This is a genomic window from Ancylobacter sp. (assembly GCF_965249975.1).
Taxonomy (GTDB): Bacteria; Pseudomonadota; Alphaproteobacteria; order Rhizobiales; family Xanthobacteraceae; genus Ancylobacter.
This window is the reverse complement of record NZ_CBDFNE010000004.1, coordinates 409,888-436,722: the sequence shown is the minus strand read 5'-3', so window position 1 is coordinate 436,722 and position 26,835 is coordinate 409,888. Positions and strand designations below refer to the sequence as shown.

22 protein-coding genes and 1 riboswitch are annotated in these 26,835 nt (G+C 66.7%); of the genes, 14 read left to right on the top strand and 8 right to left on the bottom strand.

Annotated features, from left to right (window positions below; all coding sequences use genetic code 11):
- Positions 1–51: 51 nt before the first annotated feature.
- The 3 genes from ACP2AH_RS06540 to ACP2AH_RS06530 all read right to left on the bottom strand — a co-directional run bounded on the left by ACP2AH_RS06540 (position 52) and on the right by ACP2AH_RS06530 (position 2,821).
- Positions 52–687, bottom strand: a complete 636-nt coding sequence (locus tag ACP2AH_RS06540) for a JAB domain-containing protein (protein ID WP_425105058.1) — start codon at positions 685–687, stop codon at positions 52–54.
- A 17-nt stretch (positions 688–704) separates the two neighbouring features.
- Complete coding sequence (map, locus tag ACP2AH_RS06535) at positions 705–1,532, bottom strand: type I methionyl aminopeptidase (RefSeq protein ID WP_244375058.1); 828 nt, start codon at positions 1,530–1,532, stop codon at positions 705–707.
- Positions 1,533–1,639: 107 nt separating this feature from the next.
- Positions 1,640–2,821, bottom strand: coding sequence for a GNAT family N-acetyltransferase (locus tag ACP2AH_RS06530; RefSeq protein WP_425105057.1), 1,182 nt, complete (start codon positions 2,819–2,821; stop codon positions 1,640–1,642).
- A gap of 137 nt (positions 2,822–2,958) precedes the next feature.
- Between ACP2AH_RS06530 and ACP2AH_RS06525 the strand changes: the two genes are divergently transcribed.
- The 5 genes from ACP2AH_RS06525 to ACP2AH_RS06505 all read left to right on the top strand — a co-directional run bounded on the left by ACP2AH_RS06525 (position 2,959) and on the right by ACP2AH_RS06505 (position 7,685).
- Positions 2,959–4,167 carry a pyridoxal phosphate-dependent aminotransferase gene (locus ACP2AH_RS06525; RefSeq protein ID WP_425105056.1) on the top strand — a complete coding sequence of 403 codons (1,209 nt, stop codon included), beginning with the start codon at positions 2,959–2,961 and terminating at the stop codon, positions 4,165–4,167.
- A 30-nt stretch (positions 4,168–4,197) separates the two neighbouring features.
- The gene (locus tag ACP2AH_RS06520; RefSeq protein WP_425105055.1) at positions 4,198–4,776 is read left to right on the top strand and encodes a lysozyme inhibitor LprI family protein; all 579 of its coding nucleotides are present in this window, start codon (positions 4,198–4,200) and stop codon (positions 4,774–4,776) included.
- A 110-nt stretch (positions 4,777–4,886) separates the two neighbouring features.
- Complete coding sequence (locus ACP2AH_RS06515) at positions 4,887–5,648, top strand: SDR family NAD(P)-dependent oxidoreductase (protein WP_425105054.1); 762 nt, start codon at positions 4,887–4,889, stop codon at positions 5,646–5,648.
- 109 nt (positions 5,649–5,757) lie between these two features.
- Entirely contained in the window at positions 5,758–6,666 is a 909-nt protein-coding gene (locus ACP2AH_RS06510) for a sugar kinase (RefSeq protein WP_425105053.1), read from the top strand.
- Positions 6,667–6,797: 131 nt separating this feature from the next.
- Positions 6,798–7,685: a cation diffusion facilitator family transporter gene (locus ACP2AH_RS06505; RefSeq protein ID WP_425105052.1), complete on the top strand. Its 888-nt coding sequence runs from the start codon at positions 6,798–6,800 to the stop codon at positions 7,683–7,685.
- Between the two features lie 3 nt (positions 7,686–7,688).
- On the opposite strand, the gene ACP2AH_RS06500 is transcribed toward ACP2AH_RS06505, so the two are convergent.
- Entirely contained in the window at positions 7,689–8,894 is a 1,206-nt protein-coding gene (locus ACP2AH_RS06500; protein ID WP_425105368.1) for a lytic murein transglycosylase, read from the bottom strand.
- A gap of 149 nt (positions 8,895–9,043) precedes the next feature.
- Positions 9,044–9,171: riboswitch (TPP riboswitch) on the top strand.
- A gap of 94 nt (positions 9,172–9,265) precedes the next feature.
- Between ACP2AH_RS06500 and thiC the strand changes: the two genes are divergently transcribed.
- Complete coding sequence (thiC, locus tag ACP2AH_RS06495) at positions 9,266–11,086, top strand: phosphomethylpyrimidine synthase ThiC (RefSeq protein WP_425105051.1); 1,821 nt, start codon at positions 9,266–9,268, stop codon at positions 11,084–11,086.
- A gap of 56 nt (positions 11,087–11,142) precedes the next feature.
- Positions 11,143–11,580 (top strand): NUDIX hydrolase, encoded by a 438-nt coding sequence (locus tag ACP2AH_RS06490; protein ID WP_425105050.1) that lies wholly within the window; start codon positions 11,143–11,145, stop codon positions 11,578–11,580.
- Between the two features lie 94 nt (positions 11,581–11,674).
- Here the strand turns inward: ACP2AH_RS06490 and oxlT (ACP2AH_RS06485) are convergent, their stop codons facing one another.
- Both oxlT (ACP2AH_RS06485) and oxlT (ACP2AH_RS06480) read right to left on the bottom strand, forming a co-directional pair.
- Positions 11,675–12,907 carry an oxalate/formate MFS antiporter gene (gene oxlT / locus ACP2AH_RS06485; protein WP_425105367.1) on the bottom strand — a complete coding sequence of 411 codons (1,233 nt, stop codon included), beginning with the start codon at positions 12,905–12,907 and terminating at the stop codon, positions 11,675–11,677.
- A gap of 749 nt (positions 12,908–13,656) precedes the next feature.
- A complete protein-coding gene (gene oxlT, locus ACP2AH_RS06480) occupies positions 13,657–14,961 on the bottom strand; it encodes an oxalate/formate MFS antiporter (protein WP_425105049.1) in 1,305 nt (434 codons plus the stop codon).
- A gap of 358 nt (positions 14,962–15,319) precedes the next feature.
- Here oxlT (ACP2AH_RS06480) and ACP2AH_RS06475 point away from each other — a divergent pair, with 358 nt between their 5' ends.
- The 6 genes from ACP2AH_RS06475 (at position 15,320) to frc (ACP2AH_RS06450) (ending at position 22,091) form a co-directional block, all read left to right on the top strand.
- Positions 15,320–15,475, top strand: a complete 156-nt coding sequence (locus ACP2AH_RS06475) for a hypothetical protein (protein WP_307020870.1) — start codon at positions 15,320–15,322, stop codon at positions 15,473–15,475.
- Positions 15,476–15,510: 35 nt separating this feature from the next.
- A complete protein-coding gene (locus ACP2AH_RS06470; protein WP_425105366.1) occupies positions 15,511–16,191 on the top strand; it encodes a GntR family transcriptional regulator in 681 nt (226 codons plus the stop codon).
- A gap of 431 nt (positions 16,192–16,622) precedes the next feature.
- A complete protein-coding gene (locus ACP2AH_RS06465) occupies positions 16,623–17,348 on the top strand; it encodes a GntR family transcriptional regulator (RefSeq protein ID WP_425105048.1) in 726 nt (241 codons plus the stop codon).
- A gap of 43 nt (positions 17,349–17,391) precedes the next feature.
- On the top strand, positions 17,392–19,131 hold the full coding sequence (gene oxc, locus ACP2AH_RS06460) for an oxalyl-CoA decarboxylase (RefSeq protein ID WP_425105047.1): 1,740 nt from the start codon (positions 17,392–17,394) through the stop codon (positions 19,129–19,131).
- Between the two features lie 103 nt (positions 19,132–19,234).
- Complete coding sequence (gene frc / locus ACP2AH_RS06455; RefSeq protein WP_425105046.1) at positions 19,235–20,512, top strand: formyl-CoA transferase; 1,278 nt, start codon at positions 19,235–19,237, stop codon at positions 20,510–20,512.
- 328 nt (positions 20,513–20,840) lie between these two features.
- Positions 20,841–22,091, top strand: coding sequence for a formyl-CoA transferase (frc, locus tag ACP2AH_RS06450; protein WP_244450748.1), 1,251 nt, complete (start codon positions 20,841–20,843; stop codon positions 22,089–22,091).
- A 212-nt stretch (positions 22,092–22,303) separates the two neighbouring features.
- On the opposite strand, the gene ACP2AH_RS06445 is transcribed toward frc (ACP2AH_RS06450), so the two are convergent.
- Both ACP2AH_RS06445 and ACP2AH_RS06440 read right to left on the bottom strand, forming a co-directional pair.
- The gene (locus ACP2AH_RS06445; RefSeq protein WP_425105045.1) at positions 22,304–23,677 is read right to left on the bottom strand and encodes an RtcB family protein; all 1,374 of its coding nucleotides are present in this window, start codon (positions 23,675–23,677) and stop codon (positions 22,304–22,306) included.
- Positions 23,678–23,754: 77 nt separating this feature from the next.
- Entirely contained in the window at positions 23,755–24,573 is an 819-nt protein-coding gene (locus tag ACP2AH_RS06440; protein ID WP_371347518.1) for an IclR family transcriptional regulator, read from the bottom strand.
- Positions 24,574–24,958: 385 nt separating this feature from the next.
- Here ACP2AH_RS06440 and gcl point away from each other — a divergent pair, with 385 nt between their 5' ends.
- Positions 24,959–26,722: a glyoxylate carboligase gene (gene gcl, locus ACP2AH_RS06435; protein ID WP_425105044.1), complete on the top strand. Its 1,764-nt coding sequence runs from the start codon at positions 24,959–24,961 to the stop codon at positions 26,720–26,722.
- The last annotated feature ends 113 nt before the right edge of the window (positions 26,723–26,835 follow it).

Sequence of the window (26,835 nt, the reverse complement as noted above, 5' to 3'; positions counted from 1 at the left end):
CAAGCCATCACAAAGCTTACGCTATGATACACCATAGTTCGACACAGCACCCTACAACGCGACAGTCGGGTGGTTATGTACGAGGATGATCGCGCTCGCCGCCACTTCCAGCGCCCGCTTCACCACCTCGCGCGGATAGACCGGCGTGTGGTCCACCGTGCCGCGCTGCTGCACCTCGTCGAGAATGAGCTGGTTGCGCTTGTCGAGGAACAGGATGCGGAACTGCTCCTGCTCGACAAAGGCCATGCTGGCCCGACAATGGGCGATCACCGCGCTCCAGGAGGACAGCACCGGGCGGGCGCGAACCTGTCCGCGCGTCACCCGCTCCACCGCCGCGCCGATCAGCTTCAGCTCGGTGATGATGGCTTCGCCCACCCCCTTCACCTCGCGCAGCCGCCCGGGCGGCGCGCTGATCGCCTCGGCGAAGGAGCCGAAGCGGTCGATCAGCGCCTTGGCGAGCGGCTTCACATCAGCGCGCGGCACGGCGCGGAACAGCACGAGTTCGAGCAGTTCGTAATCCGGCAGCGCCTCCCCGCCCCCGCTGCGGAAGCGCTCGCGCAGCCGCTCGCGATGGCCGAGAAAATGCGGCTCGGCCTCGTCGAAGCCGGAAAGCGCGGCCGGCTCGCTCCCGGCGGACCCCGGCGCGGCCTCGCGGCCGCCGCTGCGCCCTGTTCCGTTCCGCGCCATGCCGGCCCCGGCCCCGCTCAGTCGTTGCTGAAGATCGGCTTGTGATAGCCCTTGGGCGAGAGGGTGAAAATCTCGCAGCCCGTCTCCGTCACGCCCACCGTGTGCTCGAACTGGGCGGAGAGCGAACGGTCGCGCGTCACCGCCGTCCAGCCGTCGGACAGCACCTTCACATGCGGGCGGCCGAGATTGATCATCGGCTCGATGGTGAAGATCATGCCGGGCATCAGCTCCGGCCCGTCGCCGCGCCGGCCGACATGCACGATGTTCGGCTCGTCATGGAACACCTGGCCGACGCCATGGCCGCAGAAATCGCGCACCACGCTCATATGCAGAGGCTCGACGAAATCCTGGATCGCCGCGCCGATATCGCCGACATGCTTGCCGGGCTTCACCTCGGCGATGCCGCGCATCAGCGATTCATAGGTCACGTCCAGCAGCCGCTCGGCGCGGCGGGGAATTTCACCCACCGGGTACATGCGGCTCGAATCGCCATACCAGCCATCGACGATCAGCGTCACGTCAACATTGACGATGTCGCCCTCGCGCAGCGGCTTGTCGTTGGGAATGCCGTGGCAGACGACATGGTTGATCGAGGTGCAGGTGGATTTGCGGTAGCCGCGATACATCAGCGTCGCCGGCAGCGCGCCATGGTCCATCGCGAACTCGAACACCAGCCGGTCGATGGCGTCGGTGGTCACGCCCGGCGCCACCAGCTCATGCACGAGGTCGAGCGCCTGCGCCGTCAGCTGCCCGGCCTTGCGCATGCCGGCAAAGCCCTCGGGGCCATGCAGCTTGATATGGCCAGTCTTGCGCAGCGGCGCGCCGGCCGCCTCCACATAGCTCATCGTCGAACGTCCAACTGCACGGGGTCAGGGCGAAGGTGCGCCCCGAATGTAAGCCATCCGCGCGCTGGCGCAAGGAAAGCGCGCGCAGAACGGCCCGCACATCGCCCTCACCCCAGCGTTTTGGCCATATGCACCAGCCGCCGGTCGGGCAGTTGTTCCACCCGCTCGATGGCATAGCCCTTGCGGCGGTACCAGTTGATGTTGGCTTCCAGCGGCTCGCCGGTATAGAGCCGCACCGTGTCCCGCCCAAGCGCGCGGGCCCGCGCTTCGGCCGCCGCCAGCAGCAGATTGCCATGACCGAAGCCCTGCGCGCGCGGGCAGGCGGCGAGGCTGTCGGCGAGCAAATCGTCGCCGCGCGGCTGAAGAATGGCGACGGCGGCGAGGCCGTCGGCGCCCTCCAGCACCCACACCTCCCGCTCGCGGAACACGCGGGCATAATCCCACAGCAGCGGCACCGGCTCGACGCCGAGCAGGATGCGGTTGCGGGCATAGGCGGCGCGCTGCAGCGTCTCGACGGCGGGAAGATCGGCAAGGTCGGCACGGCGCAGCGTGCGGCCTTCCACCTCAAGCGTGCGGGCGTTGAGCACGGACAGCGATACCAATTGCCGACCGGCCGCGTCGAAATTCCCCGGCGCGAGCCACGCCTCCATCGCCACCGCGATCTGCGGCCATTCCTCTACGAGGATGGAGAACCACGCCGTGTCGCGGTTGCGGCCCTTGATGATCATGTGGTGGCGGAAAATTCCCTCGAAGCGGAAGCCATAGCGTTCCGCCGCCCGGCGCGAGGGGGCGTTGAGCGCGTTGCACTTCCACTCATAGCGGCGGTAGCCCAGCGCCTCGAACACATGGCGGGCCATGAGATACATGGCCTCGGTGCCGCCGGGGGTGCGCATCAGCGCCGGCGTATAAAGGATATGGCCAACCTCGATGGTCCGGTTCGGCGGGTCGATCCGCAGATACGTCGCATGGCCCACCGCGACGCCGGTTGCCTTGTCGATGATCGCGAACAGCAGCGGGTCGTCGCGCTCCGCGGCCGGGCCGTAATAGGCAGCGAAAGCGGCGTAATCCGCATAGGGGCCGTTGGGGAGATAGGCGAAGATGGCCTCGCTCTCCGGCCCGTGGCTGGCGGCGTACAGCGCCGGCCCATGGGCGTCGAGATCGAAGGGCACGAGGTCGACGAAGCGGCCGGCGAGCACCGTGCGCGTGGGGCGCTGCGCCGGCGCGGTGTCGACCAAGGGGCCGATCGGCAGCGCCGGCGGCGCGGAAAGCTCACTCTGCGGCCCAGTCATCGGCGTCTTACCCCACTCCCGCATGGCCGGCGTCGCACTTGAACCCGGCCCCGTTCCCGTGTGACACGACTGCGAAAGACTGCAAGAGCTTTGATGCGCCGCGTCAACCGAAACGCCAACGGAACCCGAACGAGGACATGATGACGCCAGCCGCCCGCCTGCCGCTCCACCCCGTCGCCGCCTTCGACCGGATCGGCGAGGAGAACGCCTTCGCCGTGCTGGCGCGCGCCGCCGCTCTGTCGGCGCAGGGCCGCGACATCATCAATCTCGGCATCGGCCAGCCGGATTTCGCCACGCCGGGCCACATTGTGGAAGCCGCGATCAAGGCGCTGCGCGACGGCCAGCACGGCTACACCCCTTCCGTCGGCATCCAGCCGCTGCGCGAGGCGGTGGCGGGCGATATCGAGCGCCGCTTCGGCCTCGGCATCGATCCCGGCCGGGTGATGATCGTCCCCGGCGGCAAGGTGACGATGTTCTCCGCCATCCTCATGCTCGGCGAACCCGGCGCGGAAATCCTCTATCCCGACCCCGGCTTTCCCATCTACCGCTCGATGATCGAGTTCACCGGCGCCACCCCCGTGCCGGTGCCGGTACGCGAGGAGAATGGTTTCGGCTTCTCCGCCACGGAGGCGCTCTCGCTCATCACCGAGCGCACCCGCCTCGTCATCCTCAACTCGCCGGCCAATCCGACCGGCGGCGTCACCCCCAAGGCCGAGATCGATGCCTTCATTGCCGGGCTGGCCGCGCATCCGCAGGTCGCGATCCTCTCCGACGAGATCTACGACCAGTTCCTGTTCGACGGCGAGGCCCACACCACCCTGCTCGCCTACCCTGAGATCCGTGACCGGCTGATCCTGCTCAATGGCTGGTCGAAGACCTATGCGATGACCGGCTGGCGGCTTGGCTGGGCGCTATGGCCGGAAGGGCTGTTCGACGCCGCCCGCAAGCTCGCGGTCAATGCCTGGTCCTGCGTCAACGCCCCGGCGCAGTTCGGCGCTCTGGCGGCGCTTACCGGCCCGCAGGACTGCGTGGCGGAAATGGTGGCCGAGTTCGACCGCCGCCGGCATCTGGTGGTGGACGGGCTCAACGCCCTGCCGGGCGTGCGCTGCGCCGTGCCGAAGGGCGCCTTCTACGCTTTCCCCAACATCACGGGGACCGGCTGGACCTCGGCCAAGAAGCTCGCCACCGCCTTGCTGGACGAGGCCGGAGTCGCCACCATAGGCGGGCCGGATTTCGGCGTGTTCGGCGAGGGCTATATCCGCCTGTCCTACGCCAATTCGGCCGAGAACATCTCCCGCGCGCTGGAGCGCATGGACGCCTTCCTGCGCAAGGCGCCCGCCGCCTGAGTGCGGCGGGCCGAACGGAGGCCGAGACCGATGACTGACCGCCGCCGCCTCGGCCTACGCCTTCTTGCCGCGCCGCTTCTGCTCGGGCTCGGCGGCGCCGCGGCCACGGCCGCGACAGACCCGGCGACCTGCCGGCGCGAACACGCCGAGCCGCGCGCCTATCTCGATTGCCTCGCCGCGCTACAGGCAACGGGCGAAAGCACGCTGGAACGCAGCGTCGCCGGCGTGCTCGCCGCCATCGAGGCGCGGGCCGATCTGCAGCCGGCGCAGCGCCGCCGCTGGAGTTCGCTGTTCGAAGAGGCGCAGGGCCGGTTCGTCCACTGGCGCAATTTCGAATGCCAGAGCATCGCGCCGTTCGAGGGTGAGGGCCCGAAGCAGACGATTGGCGGGCGGCTCGGCGGGTCGGGCGTCATGGAACAGCGGCTGATCTGCCTGATCGACCTCAACGGGCAGCGCGCCCGCGACCTCGAAGCCCGCTACGCACCGCCCGGCGGCTGGCCACCGGCCCCGCCGACCCCGCCCGCTCCCTCAGCGCCCCCCGCCGAGGCCGCCACCACGCCCGCGCCACCACCCACCGGCGCGCCGCGCGTCATCCTGATCGCGCCGTGAGCACCCAGCTGACCACAGCATCGGGATAAGCCGACGAAGCGTCTTGTGCGGGGGCGGCGGTGTTGGGATCATGCCGCCCTCTTCCCCCCGCTCATGAAGGACCCCCGACCATGGATCTCGGACTCAAGGGACTGCGCGCCGTCGTCACCGGCGGCACCAAGGGCATCGGCCTCGCCATCGCCGAGACCCTGGCCGCCGAGGGCTGCGATGTTGCCCTGTGCAGCCGCAACGGCGCGGAGGCGGAAGCCACCGCCGCGCGGCTGGCGGAAAGCGGCGTGAAGACGCTGGGCGCGGCGGCGGATGTGTCCGACGGCGCCGCCCTCGCCAGCCTGGTGGACAAGGCGGCGGAAGCGTTCGGCGGGCTCGACATCGTCGTCGCCAATGTCAGCGCGCTGGCGGTCGGCCATGAGGAGGAGCACTGGAAGAAGGGCTTCGAGACCGACCTGATGGGCACGGTGCGCCTCGTCAACGCCGCCCTGCCCTATCTGGAAAAGAGCGCCGCCGCCTCCATCGTCACCATCTCTTCGGTGTCGGGCCGCGAGATCGATTTCGCCTGCGGTCCCTATGGCGTGTTCAAGGCGGCGCTCATTCACTACACGCAGGGCCTCGCCTTCCAGCTGGCGCCGAAAAAGATCCGCGCCAACACCGTCTCGCCGGGCAACACCTATTTCGATGGCGGCATCTGGAACCAGATCAAGGACGGCAACCCCGCTTTGTTCGCCGAGGCGCTGGCGCTGAACCCCACCGGCCGCATGGCGACGCCGCAGGAAATCGCCAATGCCGCCGTCTTCCTGGCCAGCCCGGCGGCGAGCTTCATCTACGGCACCAATCTCGTCGTCGACGGCGCGCTGACCCGCGGCGTCCAGCTCTGAGAACGCTCTCCCCGTCACGCCCGCGCGGGGCGGGGAGGCGCACCGGCCTTGCCTCCCCCGGCGAATAGGGCGAGGCTCCCGCGCGAATCGACGCGACAGGGAGGGACGCATGGCCCAGGTAATCTCCATCGGCGAAGTGATGGTCGAACTGGCCCGCGGCGCCGATGGCCGCTTCAGCCAGGGCGTGGGCGGCGACACCTTCAACACCGCCGTCTATCTCGCCCGCGCCGGCGTCGACACCGCTTATGCCACCGCGCTGGGCGACGACCCCTATTCCGACGCCATCCGCGCCTCCGCCCAAGCCGAGGGCCTCGACACCAGCCTGATGGCCCGCGTGCCCGGCCGCATCGCGGGGCTCTATCTCATCGACATCGACGCGGCGGGCGAGCGCAGCTTCACCTATTGGCGCGACAGCGCCCCCGCGCGCGAGCTGTTCGAACTGCCCGGCTGGGAGGTGATGTGCGAGGCGCTGATCGAGGCGAAGCTCATCTATCTCTCCGGCATCACCCTCTCGCTCTATTCCAATGCCGGGCTCGGGCGCCTGCTGGCGACGATCGAGTTTGCCCGCGAGCGCGGCACGCGCGTCGTGTTCGACGGCAATTTCCGCCCGCGCAACTGGCGCGGCGACGGGGCCCGCGCCCGCGCCGTCTATGCCGAGGCGCTCAAGCGCTGCTCCATCGCCCTGCCGACCTTCGAGGATGAGGCGACGCTGTGGGGCGACGGGTCCCCCACCGCCACCGCCGAGCGGCTCGCCACCTTCGGCGTGCAGGAAATTGTGGTGAAGAACGGCGCCGAGGGCGCGCTTGTCGTGAGCGGCGGCCAGGCGCAGCTGGTCGCCATTCCCCAGCCCGTGGTGCCGGTGGACACCACCGCCGCCGGCGACAGCTTCAACGCCGCCTATCTCGCCGCGCGCCTTGCCGGCGAAGCCCCGGCGGCGGCGGCAGAGGCCGGGCACCAGCTCGCCGGCCGCGTCATCCGCCATCGCGGGGCGCTGCTGCCGCGACACGCAAATGCCTGAGCACCGCGCGTCGTGGGGCTCCACCTGCTTCTGCGAACGACTTGCAAACCCTTGCGCTTGCTTGATTTCCGCCAGCTGACGGACTAAGCGCTGCGGCAGCGGGCGCGCGGCGCCGGAACGGGTTTGCGCCGATGACTTTCTCCTCGCGGATCGCCTTGATCAATGTCGGCATCAGCCTGCTGGTGCTGGGGCTGAAATATCTCGCCTTCCTGCTCACCGGGAGCGTGGCGCTGTATTCGGATGCGCTGGAGAGCATCGTCAATGTGGCGACCGCCATCACGGCGGTTCTGGCGCTGCGGGTCAGCGCCAAGCCGGCCGACGCCGCCCATCCCTATGGCTATGCCAAGGCGGAGTATTTTTCCGCCGTCGTCGTCGGCGTGCTGATCGTGGTGGCGGCGATCTCGATCCTGCGCGAAGTCTATATCGGCTGGCTGGAGCCGCACAGCTTCGATGCTTCGCCGCAGGGTCTGGCGATCAACGCCGCCGCGACCGTCATCAACGGCATCTGGTGCGCGGTGCTGATCCGCGAAGGAAGGCGCGCGCGCTCCCCCGCGCTGGCAGCGGACGGGCGGCATCTGTTCACCGATGTGCTGTCCTCGGCTGGCGTGCTCATCGGCGTGGTGCTGGCGGTGCTGTCCGGATGGGAGAAGCTCGATCTCGTGCTCGCCGGCCTCGTCGCGGTGAACATCCTGTGGTCGGGCTGGTCGGTGCTGAAGGAAAGCGTCGGCGGTCTGATGGATCAGGCGGTGCCGGCGGAAACGCTGGAGCGCATCCGCAAGCGCATCGCCGCCGAGGCCACCGGCGCCATTGAGGCGCATGATCTGCGCACCCGCCAGGCCGGGCGGATGACCTTCGTCGACTTCCACCTCGTCGTGCCCGGCGACATGCCGGTGAGCCAGGCCCACGCCATTTGCGACCGCATCGAGGACGCGCTGGAAGCCGAGGTTACCGACATCCTGGTCAACATCCATGTCGAGCCGGAAGTGAAGGCCAAGCAGCAGGGCGTGCCGGTGCTCTGAGGCTTATTTTCCCGCGCGCAGCGCCGCCACCAGTTCCGGCGTCGGGTAGGAATCCGCCGGCAGGCCGAGCCGCATCTGCTCCACCTTGATCGCCTGCCGCGTCGCCGCGCCGGCAATGCCGTCGACCCGCCCGACATGATGCCCGCGCGCGTTGAGCAGCGTCTGCAGGTCCTTCACCTCGGCCATGGAGAGCACCGGGATCTTGTCCCCCTGCCCCCGGTTGAACGGCCCGGCGCCAGCGACCCGCGAGGCGAGATAGGCGGCTGATGTGGCGTAGGTCAGCGAGTTGTTCCACTCGGTGAACACATCGAAATTGGGATAGACGAGGAAAGCCGGGCCGTTGCGCCCCATCGGCAGCAGCAGCGAGGCGGGAAGCTGGTCGGCGGGAAGCTGGCCGCCCCCGGCCCGCACCACGCCCATGCGCGCCCATTGCGCGCGGGGAATCTTGATCGACAGGTCCGCCTGGTCCCAGGGCAGGTTCGGCGGCACGCGCACCTCTTCCAGCCAGGGCTGGCCGGCCTTCCAGCCGAGCGACTTGATGTAATTGGCCGCCGAGGCCAGCGCGTCGGGCGCCGAGCGGATGAGATCGACCCGCCCGTCGCCGTCGAAATCGACGCCATAGTTGAGATAATGGTCGGGCAGGAACTGGAACTGGCCGAGTTCCCCCGCCCAGGGCCCGCGCATGGTCTGCACGGTGAGATCGCCGCGATCGATGATCTTCAGCGCCGCCATCAGCTGGGTGCGGAACATTTCCGAGCGCCGGCAGTCCCAGGCCAGCGTGGCGACGGAGCGGATGGTCGGCTTGTCGCCCATGACCGCGCCGAAATCGGTTTCCAGCCCCCAGAACGCCACCAGCACCGCGCCCGGCACGCCGAATCGCTGTTCGATGCGGCTGAACAGATCGGGATTGGCCTGGATCTTCTGCCGGCCCTGCTGGATGCGATAATTCGCCACCATGCGGTCGGAGAACTGGAAGAAGCTCTGGCCGAACACCTTCTGCCCGCGATCCGTGCCGACGATGTCGGCGGCATAGGTCATGCCGTTGAGCGCCGCCGCCACCGTGCGCGGCGACACGCCTTCCGCCACCGCCTGCTGCTTGAAGCCGGCAAGCCAGGCGTCGAAGCCGGCGCCGCTGCGCCCGCAATTTTCCTGCGCGGAGGCCGGAACAGCGAAGGCAAACGGCGCGGCCAGCGCCGCTATAGCGGCCATCCGGCCGATCGAACTCTTCCAGCGGCGCATGGCACTCCCCGACATGTCGTTCTGCAATCGTCTCGCCGTCAGCCATTCTACAGGAATACGGCAGCGGCAGGGTGACGGTTCAGGCCGATTGACCCCGGCCACCGTTTCACCCAAGATCGGCCCGTTCCAAGGGGAGCCCCGCTAGGGGGCTGAGAGAGCGCCGGCTGTGCCGCAAGGCACCGCAACGCGATGACCCTTCGAACCTGATCCGGGTCATGCCGGCGAAGGGATCGGAACCGAATGGCGTCGCTACGCGCAGGCTCGCAATGAGTCCCGCACCGCCATCCTTCCCCAACGTCATACGCCCGGATCTCCCCAACCCATGGTTCAGGAGATCCAGCATGTCGACCACATCCCCCAACACTCCTCGCGTCGCCACCGGGACGATTCCCGGCTCGCGTCGCATCTATGCCGAATGCCCCGTGCGCGGCTTCCGCGTGCCGTTCCGCGAAATCCTGCTGCACCCCTCGGCCGGCGAACCCCATCTCGCGGTCTATGACGCCTCCGGCCCCTATACGGATGCGGACGCCATCATCGACATCACGGCGGGCCTCCCCCGCCCGCGTGACGCGTGGGTGCGCGCGCGTGGGGATGTAGAAGCCTATGACGGGCGCGCGGTGAAGCCGGAGGATAACGGCCATGTCCCGGCCGACCGGCTCGTCACCCCCTTCCCGCTCTCCCACCGCCCGCTGCGGGCCCGGTCCGGCGCGGTGACGCAGATGGCCTATGCCCGCGCCGGTATCGTCACGGCGGAGATGGAATATGTCGCCCTGCGCGAGAACGGCCTGCGCGAGCGGATGCGCGAGATTCTGCGCGACGGCGAGGATTTCGGCGCCGCGATCCCCGATGTGGTGACGCCGGAATTCGTGCGCGACGAGGTGGCGCGCGGGCGCGCCGTCATTCCCGCCAATATCAACCATGGCGAATTGGAGCCGATGGCCATCGGCCGCAATTTCCTGGTCAAGATCAACGCCAATATCGGCAATTCCGCCGTCACCTCCTCGGTCGCCGACGAGGTGGACAAGATGGTGTGGGCGATACGCTGGGGCGCCGACACGGTGATGGACCTCTCCACCGGGCGGAATATCCACAACATTCGCGACTGGATCGTGCGCAACGCCCCCGTGCCCATCGGCACCGTGCCGATCTACCAGGCGCTGGAGAAGGTCGGCGGCATCGCCGAGGACCTGACCTGGGAGGTTTTTCGCGACACGCTGGTCGAGCAGGCCGAGCAGGGCGTGGACTATTTCACCATCCATGCCGGCGTGCGGCTCGCTCACGTGCCGCTCACCGCCAACCGCGTCACCGGCATCGTCTCGCGCGGCGGCTCCATCATGGCGAAATGGTGCCTCGCCCATCACCGCGAGAGCTTCCTCTATGAGCGATTCGCCGAGATCTGCGAGATCATGCGCGCCTATGATGTCACCTTCTCGCTCGGTGACGGGCTGCGGCCCGGCTCCATTGCCGACGCCAATGACGCGGCGCAGTTCGCCGAGCTGGAGACGCTGGGCGAGCTGACGCAGATCGCCTGGGAGCGGGACTGCCAGGTGATGATCGAGGGCCCCGGCCATGTGCCCATGCACAAGATCAAGGCCAATATGGACAAGCAGCTCGCCACCTGCGGCGAGGCGCCCTTCTACACGCTTGGGCCGCTGACCACCGACATCGCGCCGGGCTATGACCACATCACCTCGGCCATCGGCGCGGCGATGATCGGCTGGTTCGGCACCGCCATGCTCTGCTACGTCACGCCGAAGGAGCATCTGGGTCTGCCCAACCGCGACGACGTGAAGACCGGCGTCATCACCTACAAGATCGCCGCCCACGCCGCCGACCTCGCCAAGGGGCACCCGCTGGCGCGCGCCTGGGACGATGCGCTCTCAAGAGCGCGCTTCGAGTTCCGCTGGCAGGACCAGTTCAACCTCGCCCTCGACCCCGACACCGCCCTCGCCTTCCATGACGAGACGCTGCCGAAGGAGGCGCACAAGCTGGCGCATTTCTGCTCCATGTGCGGGCCGAAATTCTGCTCGATGAAGATCAGTCACGAAATCCGCGACACCGCCCGGCAGGCCGAAGAGGCCGCGCAGGGCATGGAGGACATGGCCGCCCGCTTCCGCGATGGGGGCGGCCAGCTCTATCGCGATGTCACAGCGGCAGAGTAGTTTTTGGCGCGGCCGGGGCTTTCCCGGCCGCGTTCTCAACCGGGAGCCCTCTCTGCATGACGCCGCCCCCTGTCCGCCCCACCGTCGCCGTTCTCGCCCTCGTCGAGCGCGGGGGTGAGGTTTTGCTGGTGCGCCGCGCCAACCCACCCGACCAGGGGCTGTGGGGCTTTCCCGGCGGACGGGTGGAGCCGGGCGAGACCTATCTCGACGCGGCGCTGCGCGAGCTTCAGGAGGAAACCGGCCTCATCGCCGAAGCCCCGCGCCTCGTCACCGTGCTCGACTTCATCGAGCATGACGCGTCCGGCGCCCTCGCCCATCATTTCGCGATGATCGCCGTGCTCTGCCGCTGGCAGGCGGGCGAGGCCGTCGCCGCCGACGACGCGCTGGAGGCGCGCTGGTTCGGCCGGGCCGAACTCGCCCGCCTCGGCCCCACCACCAGCCTGAAGGTGGAATATCTCGCCGATCTTGCGCTGGCCGCCGCCACGGGCGGCTGATCACCCGCGCATGAAAAAGGGGCCCGCGAGGGCCCCTTATCCAAGGTCGTGCCGTTGCGTCCCGGGCGGCGTGGCCGACCGGGACGCAAGCGGATCAGGCGTGCGCCGAGACGGTGCGGGTCTTGTCGACCGAGGGGCCCATCGCGGCGGACTGCGCCACATGCGCCTTCAGCGTGCGCGGCAGCAGGGTGATCGCCAGGAAGGCGGCGAACAGGTCCATGGCGGCGACGGTGTAGAGCACGGTCGACCAGGTGCCGGTCGCTTCCATCAGCAGGTTGCCGATCGGCACGAACAGCGCGCCGATGCCCTTGGCGCAGTAGAGCACGCCATAGATCTTCGCGATGTGCTTGGTGCCGAAGGCGTCGCCGGCCAGCGCCGAGAACAGCGAGTAGACTTCACCCCAGGCGAGGAACACGACGCCGGAGAGGATGAGGAACGCCCACGGATTGTGGCCGAAATAGCCGAGCGCAATGATGCCCATGCCTTCCAGCGAGAAGGCGATGACCATGGTCTTCTCACGGCCGATATGGTCGGAGATCCAGCCGAACAGCGGACGCGAAATGCCGTTCATGACGCGGTCGAGCATCAGGGCCAGCGGCAGGGCGGCCATGGTGAAGAAGTACAGGTTGACCTTGAACTCCTTCACGCCGAGGTCCTGCGCGATCACGCCCAGCTGCGCCACGGCCATCATGCCGCCGGTAACGACGCAGGTGAACATGAGCAGCATCAGCCAGAACAGCTTGGTGCTCAGGGCTTCCTTGAGGGTGTAGTCGCGGCTGCTCTGGTTCAGCTTGGTGGAAGCCTTGACCTCGCCCGCCTTGGGCGAACGCAGGAACCACGCCGCGATGAAGGCGAGACCGCCCTGCAGCAGGCCGAAGAAGAAGAAGGTCTCCTGGAAGCCCGAGGACTCGATCATCGCCGCGATCGGCAGGATGGTGGCGGCCGAACCGGCGCCATAGCCGCCCGCGGTGAGGCCGACGGCGAGGCCGCGACGATCCGGGAACCACTTCAGCGCGTTGTTGATGCAGGTGGCGTAGATGGAGCCGACGCCGATGCCGCCAATGGCCGCGCCGACATAAAAGCCCATCAGGCTGGTGGCCTGCGAATTGATGACCCAGGCGGTGCCGATGAACAGGGCGCCGAAGGCGACCATCAGGCGGGGGCCGAACTTGTCGATGAAGTAACCTTCGATCGGCGCCAGCCAGGTCTGCACCAGCACGAAGATGGTGAACGCCACCTGGATCGAGGCGCGCTCCCAGCCGAAGGTCTGCTGAATCTCGGGGACGAACAGGGTCCAGGCGTACTGGATGTTGGCGGTCGCAATCATGCAGACCACGCCGACGACCAGCTGCATCCAGCGGCGGCTCTCAGAGAAATCCTGGCCCGGCCCGACAGCCGCCAGAGTCTTGGACGTATTCAAGGGCGATCTCCTCTCCCAAATCGATAAATGCCGCGGATCGGCTTTTTTGTTGCGGTCGCTCCGTTGCCTTTGGGGCCCGGGCGCCGGCTTGTCGTTGGTCCCAGGGGCGCTTTCTGCGTCGCCCCCGCGACGGCCGCTCGTGCGGCATCTCGTTCTCAAAGGTTGCGCGGTATCCGCCCCTGACGCCGCGTTCCGACACCTCGGAGACGCCCTGCCGCAGGGTTGCGGAACCGACCCGCTGAGTAAGGATCATAATCGACAATATTATGTATGCCAATTGGCTTTTATGACTCGCCAACCGCTCCGTAAGCCTAAAGACAACGTACAATTTCCACTTGGTGGAGCGAACGTTATTAATAGATGTCACATTGTTGTCGCGCGGCACCGCTGCGTTAGTTCAAATTCAGATAAAAGTTGAATATCAGGAACGTTCGGGAAGGATGACTTGGCGTTGTCACGGGGCGCAACGCGCCCGCCCCGGCGAGGACACGAAACGCCACCTGTGGCGCGCCGGCTTGCCGGGCTCTTTACAATTGGAATGCTGACAATCTGTGCTCGCCTCCGCCGCAGAAGCGGGCGCTGGGGAGCGGGCCGGAAAAGAAAAGGGCCCGTCCGAGGACGGGCCCTGAAAGAAGGCGACGGAAAGAGGGGGCGACTTACTCGGCCGCCACCACCTTCGACGCGGCCGCCTGCGCCGCCGCTCGGCGACCATGGGCGGAGGCGAGCGGCTTCAGCACCACCAGCGCCATCACGGCGGCGATGATGTTGAGCGCGGCGGCGGTGATGAACACCGCATGCCAGCTGCCGGTCATCGTGGTGATGACGGAGGTGAACGGCACGATCAGCGCCGCCGTGCCCTTGGCGGTGTAGAGCAGGCCGGCATTGGTGGTGGCGAACTTCGAGCCGAAGGCATCGCCGCACATGGCCGGGAACAGCGAGTAGATCTCGCCCCAGGCGAAGAAGACCAGGCCGGTGAGGATGACGAACAGCACCGGGTTATGGCCGAGCACGCTCAGCGCATAGATGCCGACGCCCTCGATGGCGAAGGCCACGAACATGGTGTTCTCGCGGCCGATCTGGTCCGACACCCAGCCGAAGAACGGACGGGTCAGGCCGTTGAGCACGCGGTCGATGGCGGCGGCGAAGGTCAGCGCCGGCAGGGTGATGCCGATCAGGCTCACCGGAATGTCGGCGATGCCGAAATCCTTGGCGATCGGGCCGAGCTGGGCGGTCGCCATCAGGCCGCCAGCGGCCATCATGACGAACATCGCATACATCACCCAGAACAGCGGGGTGGAGAGCATCTCCTTCGGCGCGAAATCGCGGGCCGACTGGGAGAGCTTGGCCACGGCATTAGCGGCGAAGGCGGCAATCTGGTCCTTCTTCGGCGCAGCGAGGAAGAGGGCGAGCAGCGTGATCACCACGCCCTGGCCGACGCCGAAATAGAAGAAGGCGGCCTCATAGCCCTGATTCTTGATCATGTTCTGGATCGGAATCACGGTCAGCGCCGAGCCCGCGCCGAAGCCGGCGGCGGTGATGCCGGCGGCAAGGCCGCGACGATCCGGGAACCACTTCAGCGAGTTGCCCACGCAGGTGCCGTACACCGCGCCGGCGCCGATACCGCCCAGGGCCGCACCGACATAGAGCAGGGTCAGCGTGTCGGCATAGGAGTTGATCACCCAGGCAAGGCCGCACAGCAGGCCGCCGAACAGAACGACGACGCGCGGGCCGTACTTGTCGACGAACCAGCCCTCAACCGGCACGAGCCAGGTTTCGGTGACGATGAAGATGGAGAACGCCACCTGGATCGCGGCGCGATCCCAGCCATGGGCTTCCTGCATCGGATTGACGAAGAAGGTCCAGCCATACTGCATGTTGGCGATCATGCACATGCAGATCACGCCGAACACCAGCTGCAGCCAGCGCTTTTTATTGATGGATGCCGTTGCGTCAGATGTCATGTTGTCCTCGAACGTTTCCCAACGTAAACCGACCGACTATTTTCTGTTTTCTTATTGAATGCCCGCTACGCACGCCCATCCGGGCGGGTCATCAATCAGCCATTGAAACGACCATACTATGAAATTTGGGTAATGCAAAATTTTGCATACCACGAACACGATCCATGTGCAGAACGCAGAGTGACGTAGCGGCATCTTCCCATAGGGAATACTTGCCCATTATTACGCAGCGTCATCTCCCGCCGTGGATGCGCCGAACGCCCGCGCGCCGGCAGGGCACGTGTGCGGAAGGCTCCGGTCGGAAACGCAGGGGAACAGTCGACGCGGGCAGCGACCGCCCCGGTAAGGGGCCTCCCGCATGGACATTCTGTATGTGTTATACGATGCTCACGATGCCTTGATCCGCCACAGAATCGCCAATGACAGGACAGGGTCGCGTGAAGGCCGCCAAAGCCGGCCGCGCCGCAGCCACGCTGCGACGGACAACAACAAGAACAAGATACCGATCAACTGACGAGGAAACCGCCCGTGGAAAGCGCCGACACCCAGATGAGGCTGAACATCGCGCCTCTCGCCGCCAATACGAGCCTTCGCACGCTGGCCTATGACGCCATCAAGAAGGCCATCACCGAGATGGACATGTATGGCCAGGAGAGCGAGATCCGGCTCGATGAGCGGCAGCTCTCGCACGATCTCGGTGTCAGTCGCACGCCGATCCGCGAGGCGCTGACCGTCCTTGAACAGGAAGGCTTCGTGCGCTCGGTGCCACGCCGGGGCATCTTCGTGGTGCGCAAGTCCAAGCGCGAGATCATCGACATGATCATCGTCTGGGCGGCACTGGAGAGCATGGCCGCCCGGCTGGCGGCGAGTCGCGCCACCGATCGCGACCTCGCGGAACTGCGCGACATGTTCCACGATTTCGACGCCGAGGCGCCGGCCGAGCACATGAACGAGTACTCGAACGCCAATATCCGCTTTCACCAGACCATCATCCGCCTCGGCGGCTGCGCCATGATCGGCGAGGTGACGGAGAACCTGTTCATCCATATTCGCGGCATCCGCGCCGTCTCGGTGCGGCAGGAAAACCGCTCGGAGCGCTCGCTGCAGGAGCACCGCGCCATCATCGCCGCGCTGGTCGCCCGCGATGCCGACCTCGCCGAACGACTCGTGCGCGAGCACACGCTGGGCCTCGCCGCCCATGTGGAGAAGCACGGCCGCTTCCCCTCCTGACAGCCGGCATGGTGCGGCGCACAGGCGCCTGCCGCTGCACGAGCGGCGGGCCTCTCCCTCGGCACGCGGATGCGTCCCGCGTTCAAAAGCACTGACCGCCAAAGGCTTTCCGCGCCGCCCGCCGCGCGTGCGCGTCGCGACCCTGGCCGTCAGTTGTCCTACCTAAACACCGCCGGCGAACTTTTGACTGCGCAGCGCAGCAAAGTGTTCAGACACTCTCGCCAGCCGCATCCACCCGTGGTATATTGCATACGCAAGCGCGTTCCGGCACTCTTCCCTTAGGGCAGACAGGACCTGAGAAAGCGCGCGGCACGGGTGAGGAAAAGGAGCCGGAGGGGTTCCCGCAGCGGGGACAAGCGAATTGACATGTTGGTATTTGGTATGCCACTTTTTCGGAAATCCACTGTGGGTTTTCCGCAGAGGACGCTTCCGTGAGCAGCAAAGCAGTTGAGAGCAAGCCCTGGCAAAGCGGTGAGAATGGTCTGACCATCGAACGCCTGCCGGCCAAGGAGAGCTTCAAGAGCAAGGCCTACGCCGCTCTCAAGGAAGCTATCACGCACATGAATATTTACGGCTCGAGCGAGCCGATGCTGCTCGACGAGCGGGATATTTCCGAGCGTCTCGGCGCAAGCCGGACGCCGATCCGCGAGGCGGTCGCGATGCTGGAGCAGGAAGGCCTGCTCCGCGCCGTGCCCCGGCGGGGAATTATGGTGGTTCGCCGCTCCAAGACCGAGATCATCCAGATGATCGAGGCCTGGGCGGCACTGGAAAGCATGGCGGCCCGCCTTGCCACGCAGCGCGCAAGCGACGAGGCGATCGCCGAGCTGAGGACGTTGTTCAAGAAGTTCGATCTGGCGCGGATCGAGCGCGACCGGTGCGACGAATATTCGAGTGCGAATATCGCGTTTCACCAGGCGCTGATCCGGCTGAGCGGCTCTTCGCTGCTCGTGGCGATGACGGAAAACCTGTTCTTCCATGTACGGGCCATCCGCCACCGCACGATCTTCGAGATGGACCGGGCGCAGCGTTCGGCCTCCGACCATCTGGAGATCATTCTTGCTCTCGAGGCGCGGGACGCGGACCGCGCCGAGCGTTTGGTGCGCGACCACACGCTCCGGCTCGCTGAGCATGTCGAGAACCACGTAGACCTAGATTAGGGCGGCATGAACCCGCCGAAGGACGTTTGGGAGGGAATACGGGATGTCCGCAGTCGCACAGGTTATTGACGTGAATGCCGCCACCGAGACCGAACAGGAGCTCACCGACGGCTTCCACCTGGTCATCGATGCGCTCAAACTGAACGATATCGACACCATCTACGGCGTGCCCGGGATTCCGATCACGGACCTCGGCCGCATGGCGCAGGCCGAAGGCATCCGCGTGATCTCGTTCCGCCATGAGCAGAACGCCGGCAACGCCGCCGCCATCGCCGGCTTTCTGACCAAGAAGCCGGGCGTGTGCCTCACCGTCTCGGCGCCGGGCTTCCTCAACGGCCTCACCGCCCTGGCGAACGCCACCACCAACTGCTTCCCCATGATCCTCATCTCCGGCTCCTCCGAGCGCGAGATCGTCGACCTCCAGCAGGGCGACTATGAGGAAATGGACCAGCTCGCCATCGCCAAGCCGCTCTGTAAGGCCGCGTTCCGCGTGCTGCATGCGGCCGATATCGGCATCGGCGTCGCCCGCGCCATCCGCGCGGCGGTTTCCGGCCGTCCCGGCGGCGTGTATCTCGACCTGCCGGCCAAGCTGTTCTCGCAGGTGATGGACGCCGACGCCGGCGCCAAGTCGCTGGTCAAGGTGATCGACGCCGCCCCGGCGCAGCTCCCCTCCCCGGCCGCGGTCACCCGCGCGCTCGACGTGCTGAAGTCGGCGAAGAAGCCGCTCGTCATCCTCGGCAAGGGCGCGGCTTACGCGCAGGCCGACGAGGCGATCCGCTCCTTCATCGAAACCTCCGGCATCCCCTTCCTGCCGATGTCGATGGCCAAGGGCCTGCTGCCCGACACCCATCCGCTCTCGGCCGGCGCCGCCCGCTCGACGGTGCTGAAGGATTCCGACGTGGTCGTCCTCGTCGGCGCCCGCCTCAACTGGCTGCTCTCGCACGGCAAGGGCAAGACCTGGGGCGATGCCCCGAAGAAGTTCATCCAGATCGACATCGAGCCCAAGGAAATGGATTCGAACGTCGAGATCGCGGCGCCGCTCGTCGGCGACATCGGCTCGGTGATCGAGGCCCTGAACGAGGGCATCAAGTCCGGCTGGACCGCCCCCTCGCAGGAGTGGATCGGCGCGATCAACGCCCGCAAGGAAGTCAACATCTCCAAGATGTCCCAGCGGCTGTTGAAGAACTCGACGCCGATGGACTTCCACTCGGCTCTGGGTGCGCTCAAGCAGGTGATCAAGGAGCGTCCCGACGCGATCTTGGTCAATGAAGGCGCCAACACGCTCGACCTCGCCCGCGGCGTCATCGACATGTACGAGCCGCGCAAGCGCCTGGACGTGGGCACCTGGGGCGTGATGGGCATCGGCATGGGCTTCGCCATCGGCGCCGCCGTGGAAACCGGCAAGCCGGTTCTGGCGGTCGAGGGCGACTCGGCCTTCGGCTTCTCCGGCATGGAGGTGGAGACGATCTGCCGCTACAACCTGCCGGTCTGCGTCGTTATCTTCAACAATAACGGCATCTATCGCGGCACCGACACCGACCCGACCGGCCGTGATCCCGGCACCACCGTCTTCGTCGCCGACTCGCGCTACGACAAGATGATGGAAGCCTTCGGCGGCGTCGGCGTCCACGTCACCACCCCGGACGAGCTCAAGCGCGCCGTGGACGAGGCGATGGACAGCGGCAAGCCGACCCTCATCAACGCCGTGATCGATCCGGCCGCCGGCAGCGAAAGCGGCAACATCGGCAGCCTGAACCCGCAGAGCGTCGTGAAGAAGAAGTAAGTCAAACCGGGACGGGTGGGGAGCGGCAATATCCCCACCCGTCCCATTCCCTAAGTAACAAAGACACAACGGCGAAAAGCCGGGTCATCTTGAGAGGAACCCCATGGGCAAGGCATTGGACGGCGTTCGCGTCCTCGATTTCACCCATGTTCAGTCCGGCCCCACCTGCACGCAGCTTCTCGCGTGGTTCGGGGCCGATGTGATCAAGGTAGAGCGCCCGGGCGAAGGTGATGTCACCCGCGCCCAGCTGCGCGATGTCCCCAATGCGGACAGCCTCTACTTCACGATGCTGAACTCCAACAAGCGCTCCATCACGCTCGACACCAAGAATCCCGAGGGCAAGAAGGTCCTCGAGGAGCTGGTGAAGATCTGCGACGTGATGGTCGAGAATTTCGCCCCGGGCGCGCTCGACCGCATGGGCTTCAGCTGGGAACGCATCCAGGAGCTGAACCCCCGCATCATCCTCGCCTCGGTGAAGGGCTTCGGCCCCGGCCCGTTCGAGGACTGCAAGGTCTATGAGAACGTCGCCCAGTGCACCGGCGGTTCCGCCTCGACCACGGGTTTCCGCGACGGGCTGCCGCTCGTCACCGCCGCGCAGATCGGCGATTCCGGCACCGGCCTGCACCTCGCCCTCGGTATCGTCACCGCGCTCTACCAGCGCACGCTGACCGGCCGTGGCCAGAAGGTGCTCTGCGCCATGCAGGACGCGGTGCTGAATTTCTGCCGCGTGAAGATGCGCGACCAGCAGCGCCTCGATCGCGGCCCGCTGCGCGAATACAGCCAGTTCGGCGAGGGCTTCCCCTTCGGTGACACCGTGCCCCGCGCCGGCAATGATTCCGGCGGCGGCCAGCCCGGCCGTATCCTGAAGTGCAAGGGCTGGGAGACCGATCCCAACGCCTACATCTATTTCATCACCCAGGCGCCGGTCTGGGGGAAGATCTGCGACGTCATCGGCGAGCCGGAGTGGAAGACCGACCCGAACTACGCCACGCCGGCGGCCCGCCTTCCGCATCTCAACGAGATCTTCCACCGCATCGAATCGTGGACCATGGCCCACACCAAGTTCGAAGCGATGGAAATCCTCAACAAGGTCGACATCCCCTGCGGCCCGGTGCTCTCGATGAAGGAGATCGCCGAGGACGAGTCGCTCTACGCGACCGGCACGCTGGTGGAGATCGACCATCCCACGCGCGGCAAGTATCTGACCGTCGGCAACCCGATCAAGCTGTCGGACAATGATGTCGCGGTCGAGCGTTCGCCGCTGCTGGGCGAGCACACCGAGGAAATCCTCGCCGAGGTTCTCGGCCTCGGCGGCGACGAGATCGAGCACATCAAGGCTTCCGGCGCGGTCGGCGCCCCCGTGGCGCTGGCGGCGGAGTGATCCTGCGCGCCTGACGCGCCTCCCGGCGGCGGGAGGCGTCGCGTGACGATACGGGCATGGCGCGGGCCACCGCGGCATGCCCGCAACGAGACATTCCGCCGGAAGGCCGCACAAGGCGCGGCGCCGGCGGGATGTGAGGCCAGGGTGGACGAAAAGAAGTCGTGAATCGTTCCGAAGTCGATCACCCCCTGGGAGATGCCCGCCGGAGCTGAACAGCGCCGGGGAGCATGGGGAGACGAAAGCCTTCATCCGCGGGATGGAGGCCTCAATCCGGCGGCAGGGTGAGCCTCCGTCCGGACTGTTAACGCGAAAAGGGAAGTCGACTACAATGTCTAAGCCCCTCGAAGGTATTAAGATCATCGATTTCACGCACGTTCAGGCCGGTCCGGCCTGCACGCAGCTTCTTGCCTGGTTCGGCGCCGACGTGATCAAGGTCGAGCGCCCCGGCGCGGGCGATGTCACGCGCTCGCAGCTGCGTCATGTCAAGGACGCCGACGCGCTGTACTTCACCATGCTGAACTCCAACAAGCGTTCGCTGACGCTCGACACCAAGACGGCGCAGGGCAAGGAAGTCCTGACCAAGCTGATCAAGGAGTCGGACGTGATGGTCGAGAATTTCGGCCCCGGCGCGCTCGACCGCATGGGCTTCACCTGGGAGCACATCCAGTCGCTCAACCCGGGCATGATCCTCGCCTCGGTGAAGGGCTTCTCGGAAGGCCACGCCTATGAGGACCTGAAGGTCTACGAGAACGTCGCGCAGTGCGCGGGCGGTGCCGCCTCCACCACCGGCTTCTGGGATGGCCCCCCGACCGTGTCGGCCGCCGCTCTCGGCGACTCCAACACCGGCATGCACCTCGCCATCGGCATCCTGACCGCGCTGCACCAGAAGGTGAAGACCGGCAAGGGCCAGAAGGTCGCCGTGTCGATGCAGGATTCGGTGCTCAACCTCTGCCGCGTCAAGCTGCGCGACCAGCAGCGCCTCGATGCGCTGGGCTATCTCGAAGAATATCCGCAGTACCCGCATGGCGAGTTCTCGGATGTCGTTCCGCGCGGCGGCAATGCCGGCGGCGGCGGTCAGCCGGGCTGGGTGCTGAAGTGCAAGGGCTGGGAGACCGACCCGAACGCCTACATCTACTTCACCATTCAGGGCCATGCCTGGGCGCCGATCTGCAAGGCGCTGGGCAAGCCGGAGTGGATCGACGATCCGGCCTACAACACCGCCGAAGCCCGTCAGGACAAGATCTTCGACATCTTCGCCTTCATCGAGTCCTGGCTCGCCGACAAGACGAAGTTCGAGGCCATCGACATCCTGCGCAAGTTCGACATCCCCTGCGCCCCGGTGCTGTCGATGAAGGAAATCGCCAACGACCCGTCGCTGCGCAAGAGCGGCACCGTGGTCGAGGTCGATCACCCCAAGCTCGGCAAGTACCTGACCGTCGGCTCGCCGATCAAGTTCTCGGACGTGGAAGTCGAGGTCACCGCCTCGCCGCTGCTCGGCCAGCACACCAACGAAGTGCTCGCCCAGCTCGGCTATTCGCAGGAAGAAATCGCCGCGATGCACGACGCCAAGGCGGTCTGATCGTTACGGTCTGACCGGCATTCGGAGCGGCGCCCGCGCCGCTCCGTCCCGCGCTCACCGGCGCGGAACCTATCGGCCTTCCCTTTCACGCCGCGCGGCAGATGTGGCGGAGAGGGAAAAGCCCACGAGCCTCCCGGAGCAGGACGAAGGGTTCACCCAACGTTCGGTTCCTCCTAGGCGACTAACGCCGGCGCGACGAGCGCCGGCTTTTTTTACCCTGGTTCGGCTTCCTGCTGGGTGGCGCGCCGCCGTTCCATCCGCTTCACGCGCCACGGCTCCGGAGGCTGCTGCCCCGCCATGATGCTCCCATAGGGCAGCACCTCATCGAGAATCTCGGCCAGATCGAAGTGCCGCATCTGCGCGCGCACCTCGGCCGCACTCTTGTAGGCTTGCGGCAATTCGCTCCGATCGTGCACGCCGGAATACGCCCGAAGATCGATACCGGACGGCGGCGCTACATCGGGATTCGCGCTCAGGAACCGCGTCCGGCTGAAATTGCGTCCCGCCCCATGCGGCAGGAAGCCGTGCCCGTTCACACTCCCCGTCCCACGGGTGATGAGAATAGGCTCGGCCATGTTCATGGGAACAAGCGTTCGGTCATATTCCGCCCAGCCCGGGGTCGCGCCCTTGGCGTGCCAATAGAGGCCGTCGGCGCGCCGGAAGACGAAATTGTGCTCGTTCCAGAACCAGTCGCGAATCTCGTGACCCACCTTCTGAGCCACCAGTTCGTGGATGCGGCGATGGCTCGCGCGCGTCCAGTCGCGCAGGATCTGAAGAGCCTCCCAGTAATTCTGGCCCTCCGTCGTATCGGCCGGCAGCCAGCCCGCACCTGCCGGCGTTGCAGGTGACAGTGCCAGACGAAACCGCTCCGCATCCTTCATGCCGGCGGTATAGAGCGTCGCTCCCGGCCCGCGGCTGCCATGATGCGTCACGATGCAGACCTCGTCGGTGGACCGCAGCCGTCCGACGAAGAGGAAATGGTTCCCGTCCCCCTGGGTGGCGAAGTGCGCATCCAGCGGAAAAGGCTTGCGGCTCAGATAAGGATTGGCGGCCACGCGTGCGCGGATGTCCTCCGGCATCGGCTGGACCTGATCGCCCACACGGCCGCCCCACCCGAAATGGGTGACTTCCATGGCCCGGTCCAGCACCTGCTTCGGATCGGCTCGCCCCAGATTTGCGAAAGCAACCAAACAGCAGATATCCGCCGAGTGCAGGCCGGGGTGCAGCGCGTTTTCTGCCGCGACGACGCCCCCGACCGGGATGATGCCCGCTGGGCACGCATCCGGCATCACCGCGGCCGCGCGGATGGTCGGCACGCGCGCCAGAACCGCCATCGCCCGCATGACTTCCGCGATGTTGGCCTCATCCGCCGCGCTGTTGGGCAGAATGTTCGCCCGCACCTCAACCGCACCTTCCGGCTGCAAGGGCAGCTGCGCGACCTCCGGAGGAGCGAGCGCGGCAATCATGAGCCGCACATCGTCGAGGCTCGCGCCCTTAGCGAGTAGCGCATTGGCCTGTTGGAGGGCGCTGCCAAACCAGGCCCCGGGCGTGTGCCCCCATTCGATCAAGTCGTGGGCGCTGATCATGTGCGTCCCTTCCGCTTCGGCACGCGCTTGTAGCACCGGTTGCGGGGACGCACTTATTCAACTATGTGGTCTTCAGATCATCGCCCCGAATACTGCGTGGTCAGCCGCCGCGCCGCTTCGCGCACGCGGGCGCCGAGATCGGCGATGCGCTCGGGCGGCATGCGCACGGTCGGCGCGGAGATCGAGATCGCCCCCACCGGCTCGCGCCATTCGTCCAGCACCGCCGCCGCCACGCAGCGCATGCCCGGCGTGTGCTCCTCATCGTCGATGGAGAAGCCGCGCTCGGCAATCTCGGCAAGGTCCGCCTGCAGGGCGCGCCGGCTGATATGGGTGTGCTCGGTGAAGCGCTGCAATTGGTCGCCGCCGAGCCAGGCGCGCCGTGCCTCCGGGTTCATGGCGGAGAGAATGGCCTTGCCGCCGCCCGAGGCGTGGATCGGCAGATCGCCGCCGATGCGGAAGAAGGCGCGCACCGCGGCATGGCTTTCCACCTGCGCGACGCAGACGAGATGCGGCCCCTCGATCAGCGACAGGTTCACCGTCTCGTTCACCCCGTGCGAGAGCTCGCGCAGCAGCGCGCGGGCGATCTCGGGCAGCTTGCGGATGCGCAAATAGGCCGAGCCGACACGGAACAGGCCGATGCCGACCATCCACAGCCCGGTCGCCGCGTCATGGCCGACCAGGCCGCGCCGTTCCAGCGTGGTGAGCAGGCGGTGGACGGTGGAGGTCGGCAGTTCGGCAGCGCGCGCCACCTCGCTCAGCGTCAGGCCGTCGGACAGCGCCAGCACTTCCAGGAGCGCGATGGCGCGGTCGAGCGACTGCACCTCGCCGCCGCCCTCGGTACCGGTCGCGGAGGAAGGGCGGCCGCGGCGGCGCACGGTCGGAACATCCTGATTCATCCGCAGATCACCTCCGAAAGGGAGCACACCATCGCACCGCCCGGCCCTGCTGCCTACGCGCCACAGCCTATGCCATCGGCCGGCGGGGCCGCCTCCCCGCATAAAGGCGCATCCGCACATTTTTCGCAAACCAGAAATATATCCCGTATTGCGGAAATAGCTCCGGCGTGGCATGTTTTCCGCGATTTCGGAAATTCATTCCGCAGTGCGGAAAGAATGATACCGCCCCGCAGCATGCGCCCGGGTTCCGCGACCCCCGCGCAAGGCGGCGCCGTGCGGTGCCGGACAAGTGTTTTGAACAGGTCGAACAGGCCGGTGCCGGGCGCCGCCAGCCCCGTCGAAGGGGCGAGCCCCCGCCGGACCTGCGACGCGAGGAGGAAGTGCCATGGCCAAGATGCGTGCCGTCGATGCGGCGATCCGGATTCTCGCAATGGAAGGCGTCACCACCGCCTTCGGCGTTCCCGGTGCCGCGATCAATCCGCTCTATTCCGCGATGCGCGCCTATGGCCAGACGCGCCACGTGCTCGCCCGCCATGTCGAGGCCGCCTCGCACATGGCCGAAGGCTATACCCGCGCCAAGGCCGGCAATATCGGCGTGTGTATCGGCACGTCCGGCCCGGCCGGCACCGACATGATCACCGGCCTGTATTCGGCCTCCGCCGATTCGATCCCGATCCTGTGCATCACCGGCCAGGCCCCGCGCGCCCGGCTCTACAAGGAAGACTTCCAGGCGGTGGACATCGAGTCCATCGCCAAGCCGGTCGCCAAATGGGCGGTCATGGTCCGCGAGCCGGCGCTGGTGCCGATGGTGTTCCAGCAGGCCTTCCACGTCATGCGCTCCGGCCGTCCCGGCCCGGTGCTGATCGACCTGCCGATCGACGTGCAGCTGGCCGAGATCGAGTTCGACGAGGAGACCTATTCCCCGCTCGAAGTCTACAAGCCCAAGGCGACGCGCAAGCAGGCCGAGAAGGCCATCGCCATGCTGAACGAGGCGGAGCGCCCGCTCATCGTCTCGGGCGGCGGCATCATCAATGCCGACGCCTCCGACAAGCTGGTCGAGTTCGCCGAGCTGACCGGCGTGCCCGTCATCCCGACCCTGATGGGCTGGGGCACCATTCCTGATGACCACGACCTGATGGCCGGCATGTGCGGCCTGCAGACCTCGCACCGCTACGGCAATGCCAACATGCTGGCCTCGGACTTCGTGTTCGGCATCGGCAATCGCTGGGCGAACCGCCACACCGGCTCGGTCGATGTCTACACCAAGGGCCGCAAGTTCATTCACGTCGACATCGAGCCGACCCAGATCGGCCGCGTGTTCGGCCCGGATCTCGGCATCGTCTCCGATGCCGGCGCGGCGCTCGACCTCTTCATCGAGGTGGCGAAGGAATACAAGGCCGCCGGCAAGCTGAAGGACCGCTCCGCCTGGGCCAAGGAATGCCTCGACCGCAAGAAGACCATGCTGCGCAAGACGCATTTCGACAACGTGCCGCTGAAGCCGCAGCGCGTCTATGAGGAGATGAACGAGGCGTTCGGCCGCGACACGCGCTACGTCTCCACCATCGGCCTCAGCCAGATCGCCGGCGCGCAGATGCTGCACGTCTACAAGCCGCGCAACTGGATCAATTGCGGCCAGGCCGGCCCGCTCGGCTGGACCCTGCCGGCGGCGCTCGGCGTGCGCGCGGCGGACCCGGACGCGGAGATCGTCGCGCTCTCCGGCGATTATGACTTCCAGTTCCTCATCGAGGAACTGGCGGTCGGCGCCCAGCACAAGCTGCCCTACATCCATGTGGTGGTGAACAACTCCTATCTCGGGCTGATCCGTCAGGCGCAGCGCGGCTTCAACATGGACTTCGAGGTCTCGCTCGCCTTCGACAACATCAATGCCGAGGAAAATGCCGGCTATGGCGTCGATCACGTGGCGGTGGCCGAAGGCCTCGGCTGCAAGGCGGTGCGCGTCTCCTCGCCGAACGAGTTCAAGGACGCCTTCGTCAAGGCCAAGGCGCTGATGAAGGAGCACCAGGTGCCGGTCGTGATGGAGTTCATCCTCGAGCGCGTCACCAACATCGCCATGGGCACCGAGATCGACGCGGTGAACGAGTTCGAGGAAGTCCTCGACCTGCCGCTGGAAGACGCGGCCAAGGCGTGAGGGTGTTTTCGCGCTGATACGCGAACCGATTAGCCTTTACTTTCCTCTCCCCGTTGGGGAGAGGTCGCCGCGCAGCGGCGGGTGAGGGGATAAGCCTCCTCCAGCGCTAGCCC

Excerpts from the sequence above, each read along its gene's own strand:
- ACP2AH_RS06470 (WP_425105366.1), top strand. The coding sequence starts at position 15,511 with ATGAGGCTGAACATCGCGCCTCTCGCCGCCAATACGAGCCTTCGCACG.
- oxc (WP_425105047.1), top strand. The coding sequence starts at position 17,392 with ATGTCCGCAGTCGCACAGGTTATTGACGTGAATGCCGCCACCGAGACC.
- ACP2AH_RS06500 (WP_425105368.1), bottom strand. The coding sequence starts at position 8,894 with ATGGCCGCTATAGCGGCGCTGGCCGCGCCGTTTGCCTTCGCTGTTCCG.
- oxlT (WP_425105367.1), bottom strand. The coding sequence starts at position 12,907 with ATGATTGCGACCGCCAACATCCAGTACGCCTGGACCCTGTTCGTCCCC.
- ACP2AH_RS06540 (WP_425105058.1), bottom strand. The coding sequence starts at position 687 with ATGGCGCGGAACGGAACAGGGCGCAGCGGCGGCCGCGAGGCCGCGCCG.
- ACP2AH_RS06490 (WP_425105050.1), top strand. The coding sequence starts at position 11,143 with ATGACGCCGCCCCCTGTCCGCCCCACCGTCGCCGTTCTCGCCCTCGTC.
- gcl (WP_425105044.1), top strand. The coding sequence starts at position 24,959 with ATGGCCAAGATGCGTGCCGTCGATGCGGCGATCCGGATTCTCGCAATG.
- frc (WP_425105046.1), top strand. The coding sequence starts at position 19,235 with ATGGGCAAGGCATTGGACGGCGTTCGCGTCCTCGATTTCACCCATGTT.
- frc (WP_244450748.1), top strand. The coding sequence starts at position 20,841 with ATGTCTAAGCCCCTCGAAGGTATTAAGATCATCGATTTCACGCACGTT.
- ACP2AH_RS06520 (WP_425105055.1), top strand. The coding sequence starts at position 4,198 with ATGACTGACCGCCGCCGCCTCGGCCTACGCCTTCTTGCCGCGCCGCTT.
- ACP2AH_RS06505 (WP_425105052.1), top strand. The coding sequence starts at position 6,798 with ATGACTTTCTCCTCGCGGATCGCCTTGATCAATGTCGGCATCAGCCTG.
- oxlT (WP_425105049.1), bottom strand. The coding sequence starts at position 14,961 with ATGACATCTGACGCAACGGCATCCATCAATAAAAAGCGCTGGCTGCAG.
- ACP2AH_RS06530 (WP_425105057.1), bottom strand. The coding sequence starts at position 2,821 with ATGACTGGGCCGCAGAGTGAGCTTTCCGCGCCGCCGGCGCTGCCGATC.
- thiC (WP_425105051.1), top strand. The coding sequence starts at position 9,266 with ATGTCGACCACATCCCCCAACACTCCTCGCGTCGCCACCGGGACGATT.
- ACP2AH_RS06440 (WP_371347518.1), bottom strand. The coding sequence starts at position 24,573 with ATGAATCAGGATGTTCCGACCGTGCGCCGCCGCGGCCGCCCTTCCTCC.
- ACP2AH_RS06515 (WP_425105054.1), top strand. The coding sequence starts at position 4,887 with ATGGATCTCGGACTCAAGGGACTGCGCGCCGTCGTCACCGGCGGCACC.
- ACP2AH_RS06445 (WP_425105045.1), bottom strand. The coding sequence starts at position 23,677 with ATGATCAGCGCCCACGACTTGATCGAATGGGGGCACACGCCCGGGGCC.
- ACP2AH_RS06510 (WP_425105053.1), top strand. The coding sequence starts at position 5,758 with ATGGCCCAGGTAATCTCCATCGGCGAAGTGATGGTCGAACTGGCCCGC.
- ACP2AH_RS06475 (WP_307020870.1), top strand. The coding sequence starts at position 15,320 with ATGGACATTCTGTATGTGTTATACGATGCTCACGATGCCTTGATCCGC.
- map (WP_244375058.1), bottom strand. The coding sequence starts at position 1,532 with ATGAGCTATGTGGAGGCGGCCGGCGCGCCGCTGCGCAAGACTGGCCAT.
- ACP2AH_RS06525 (WP_425105056.1), top strand. The coding sequence starts at position 2,959 with ATGATGACGCCAGCCGCCCGCCTGCCGCTCCACCCCGTCGCCGCCTTC.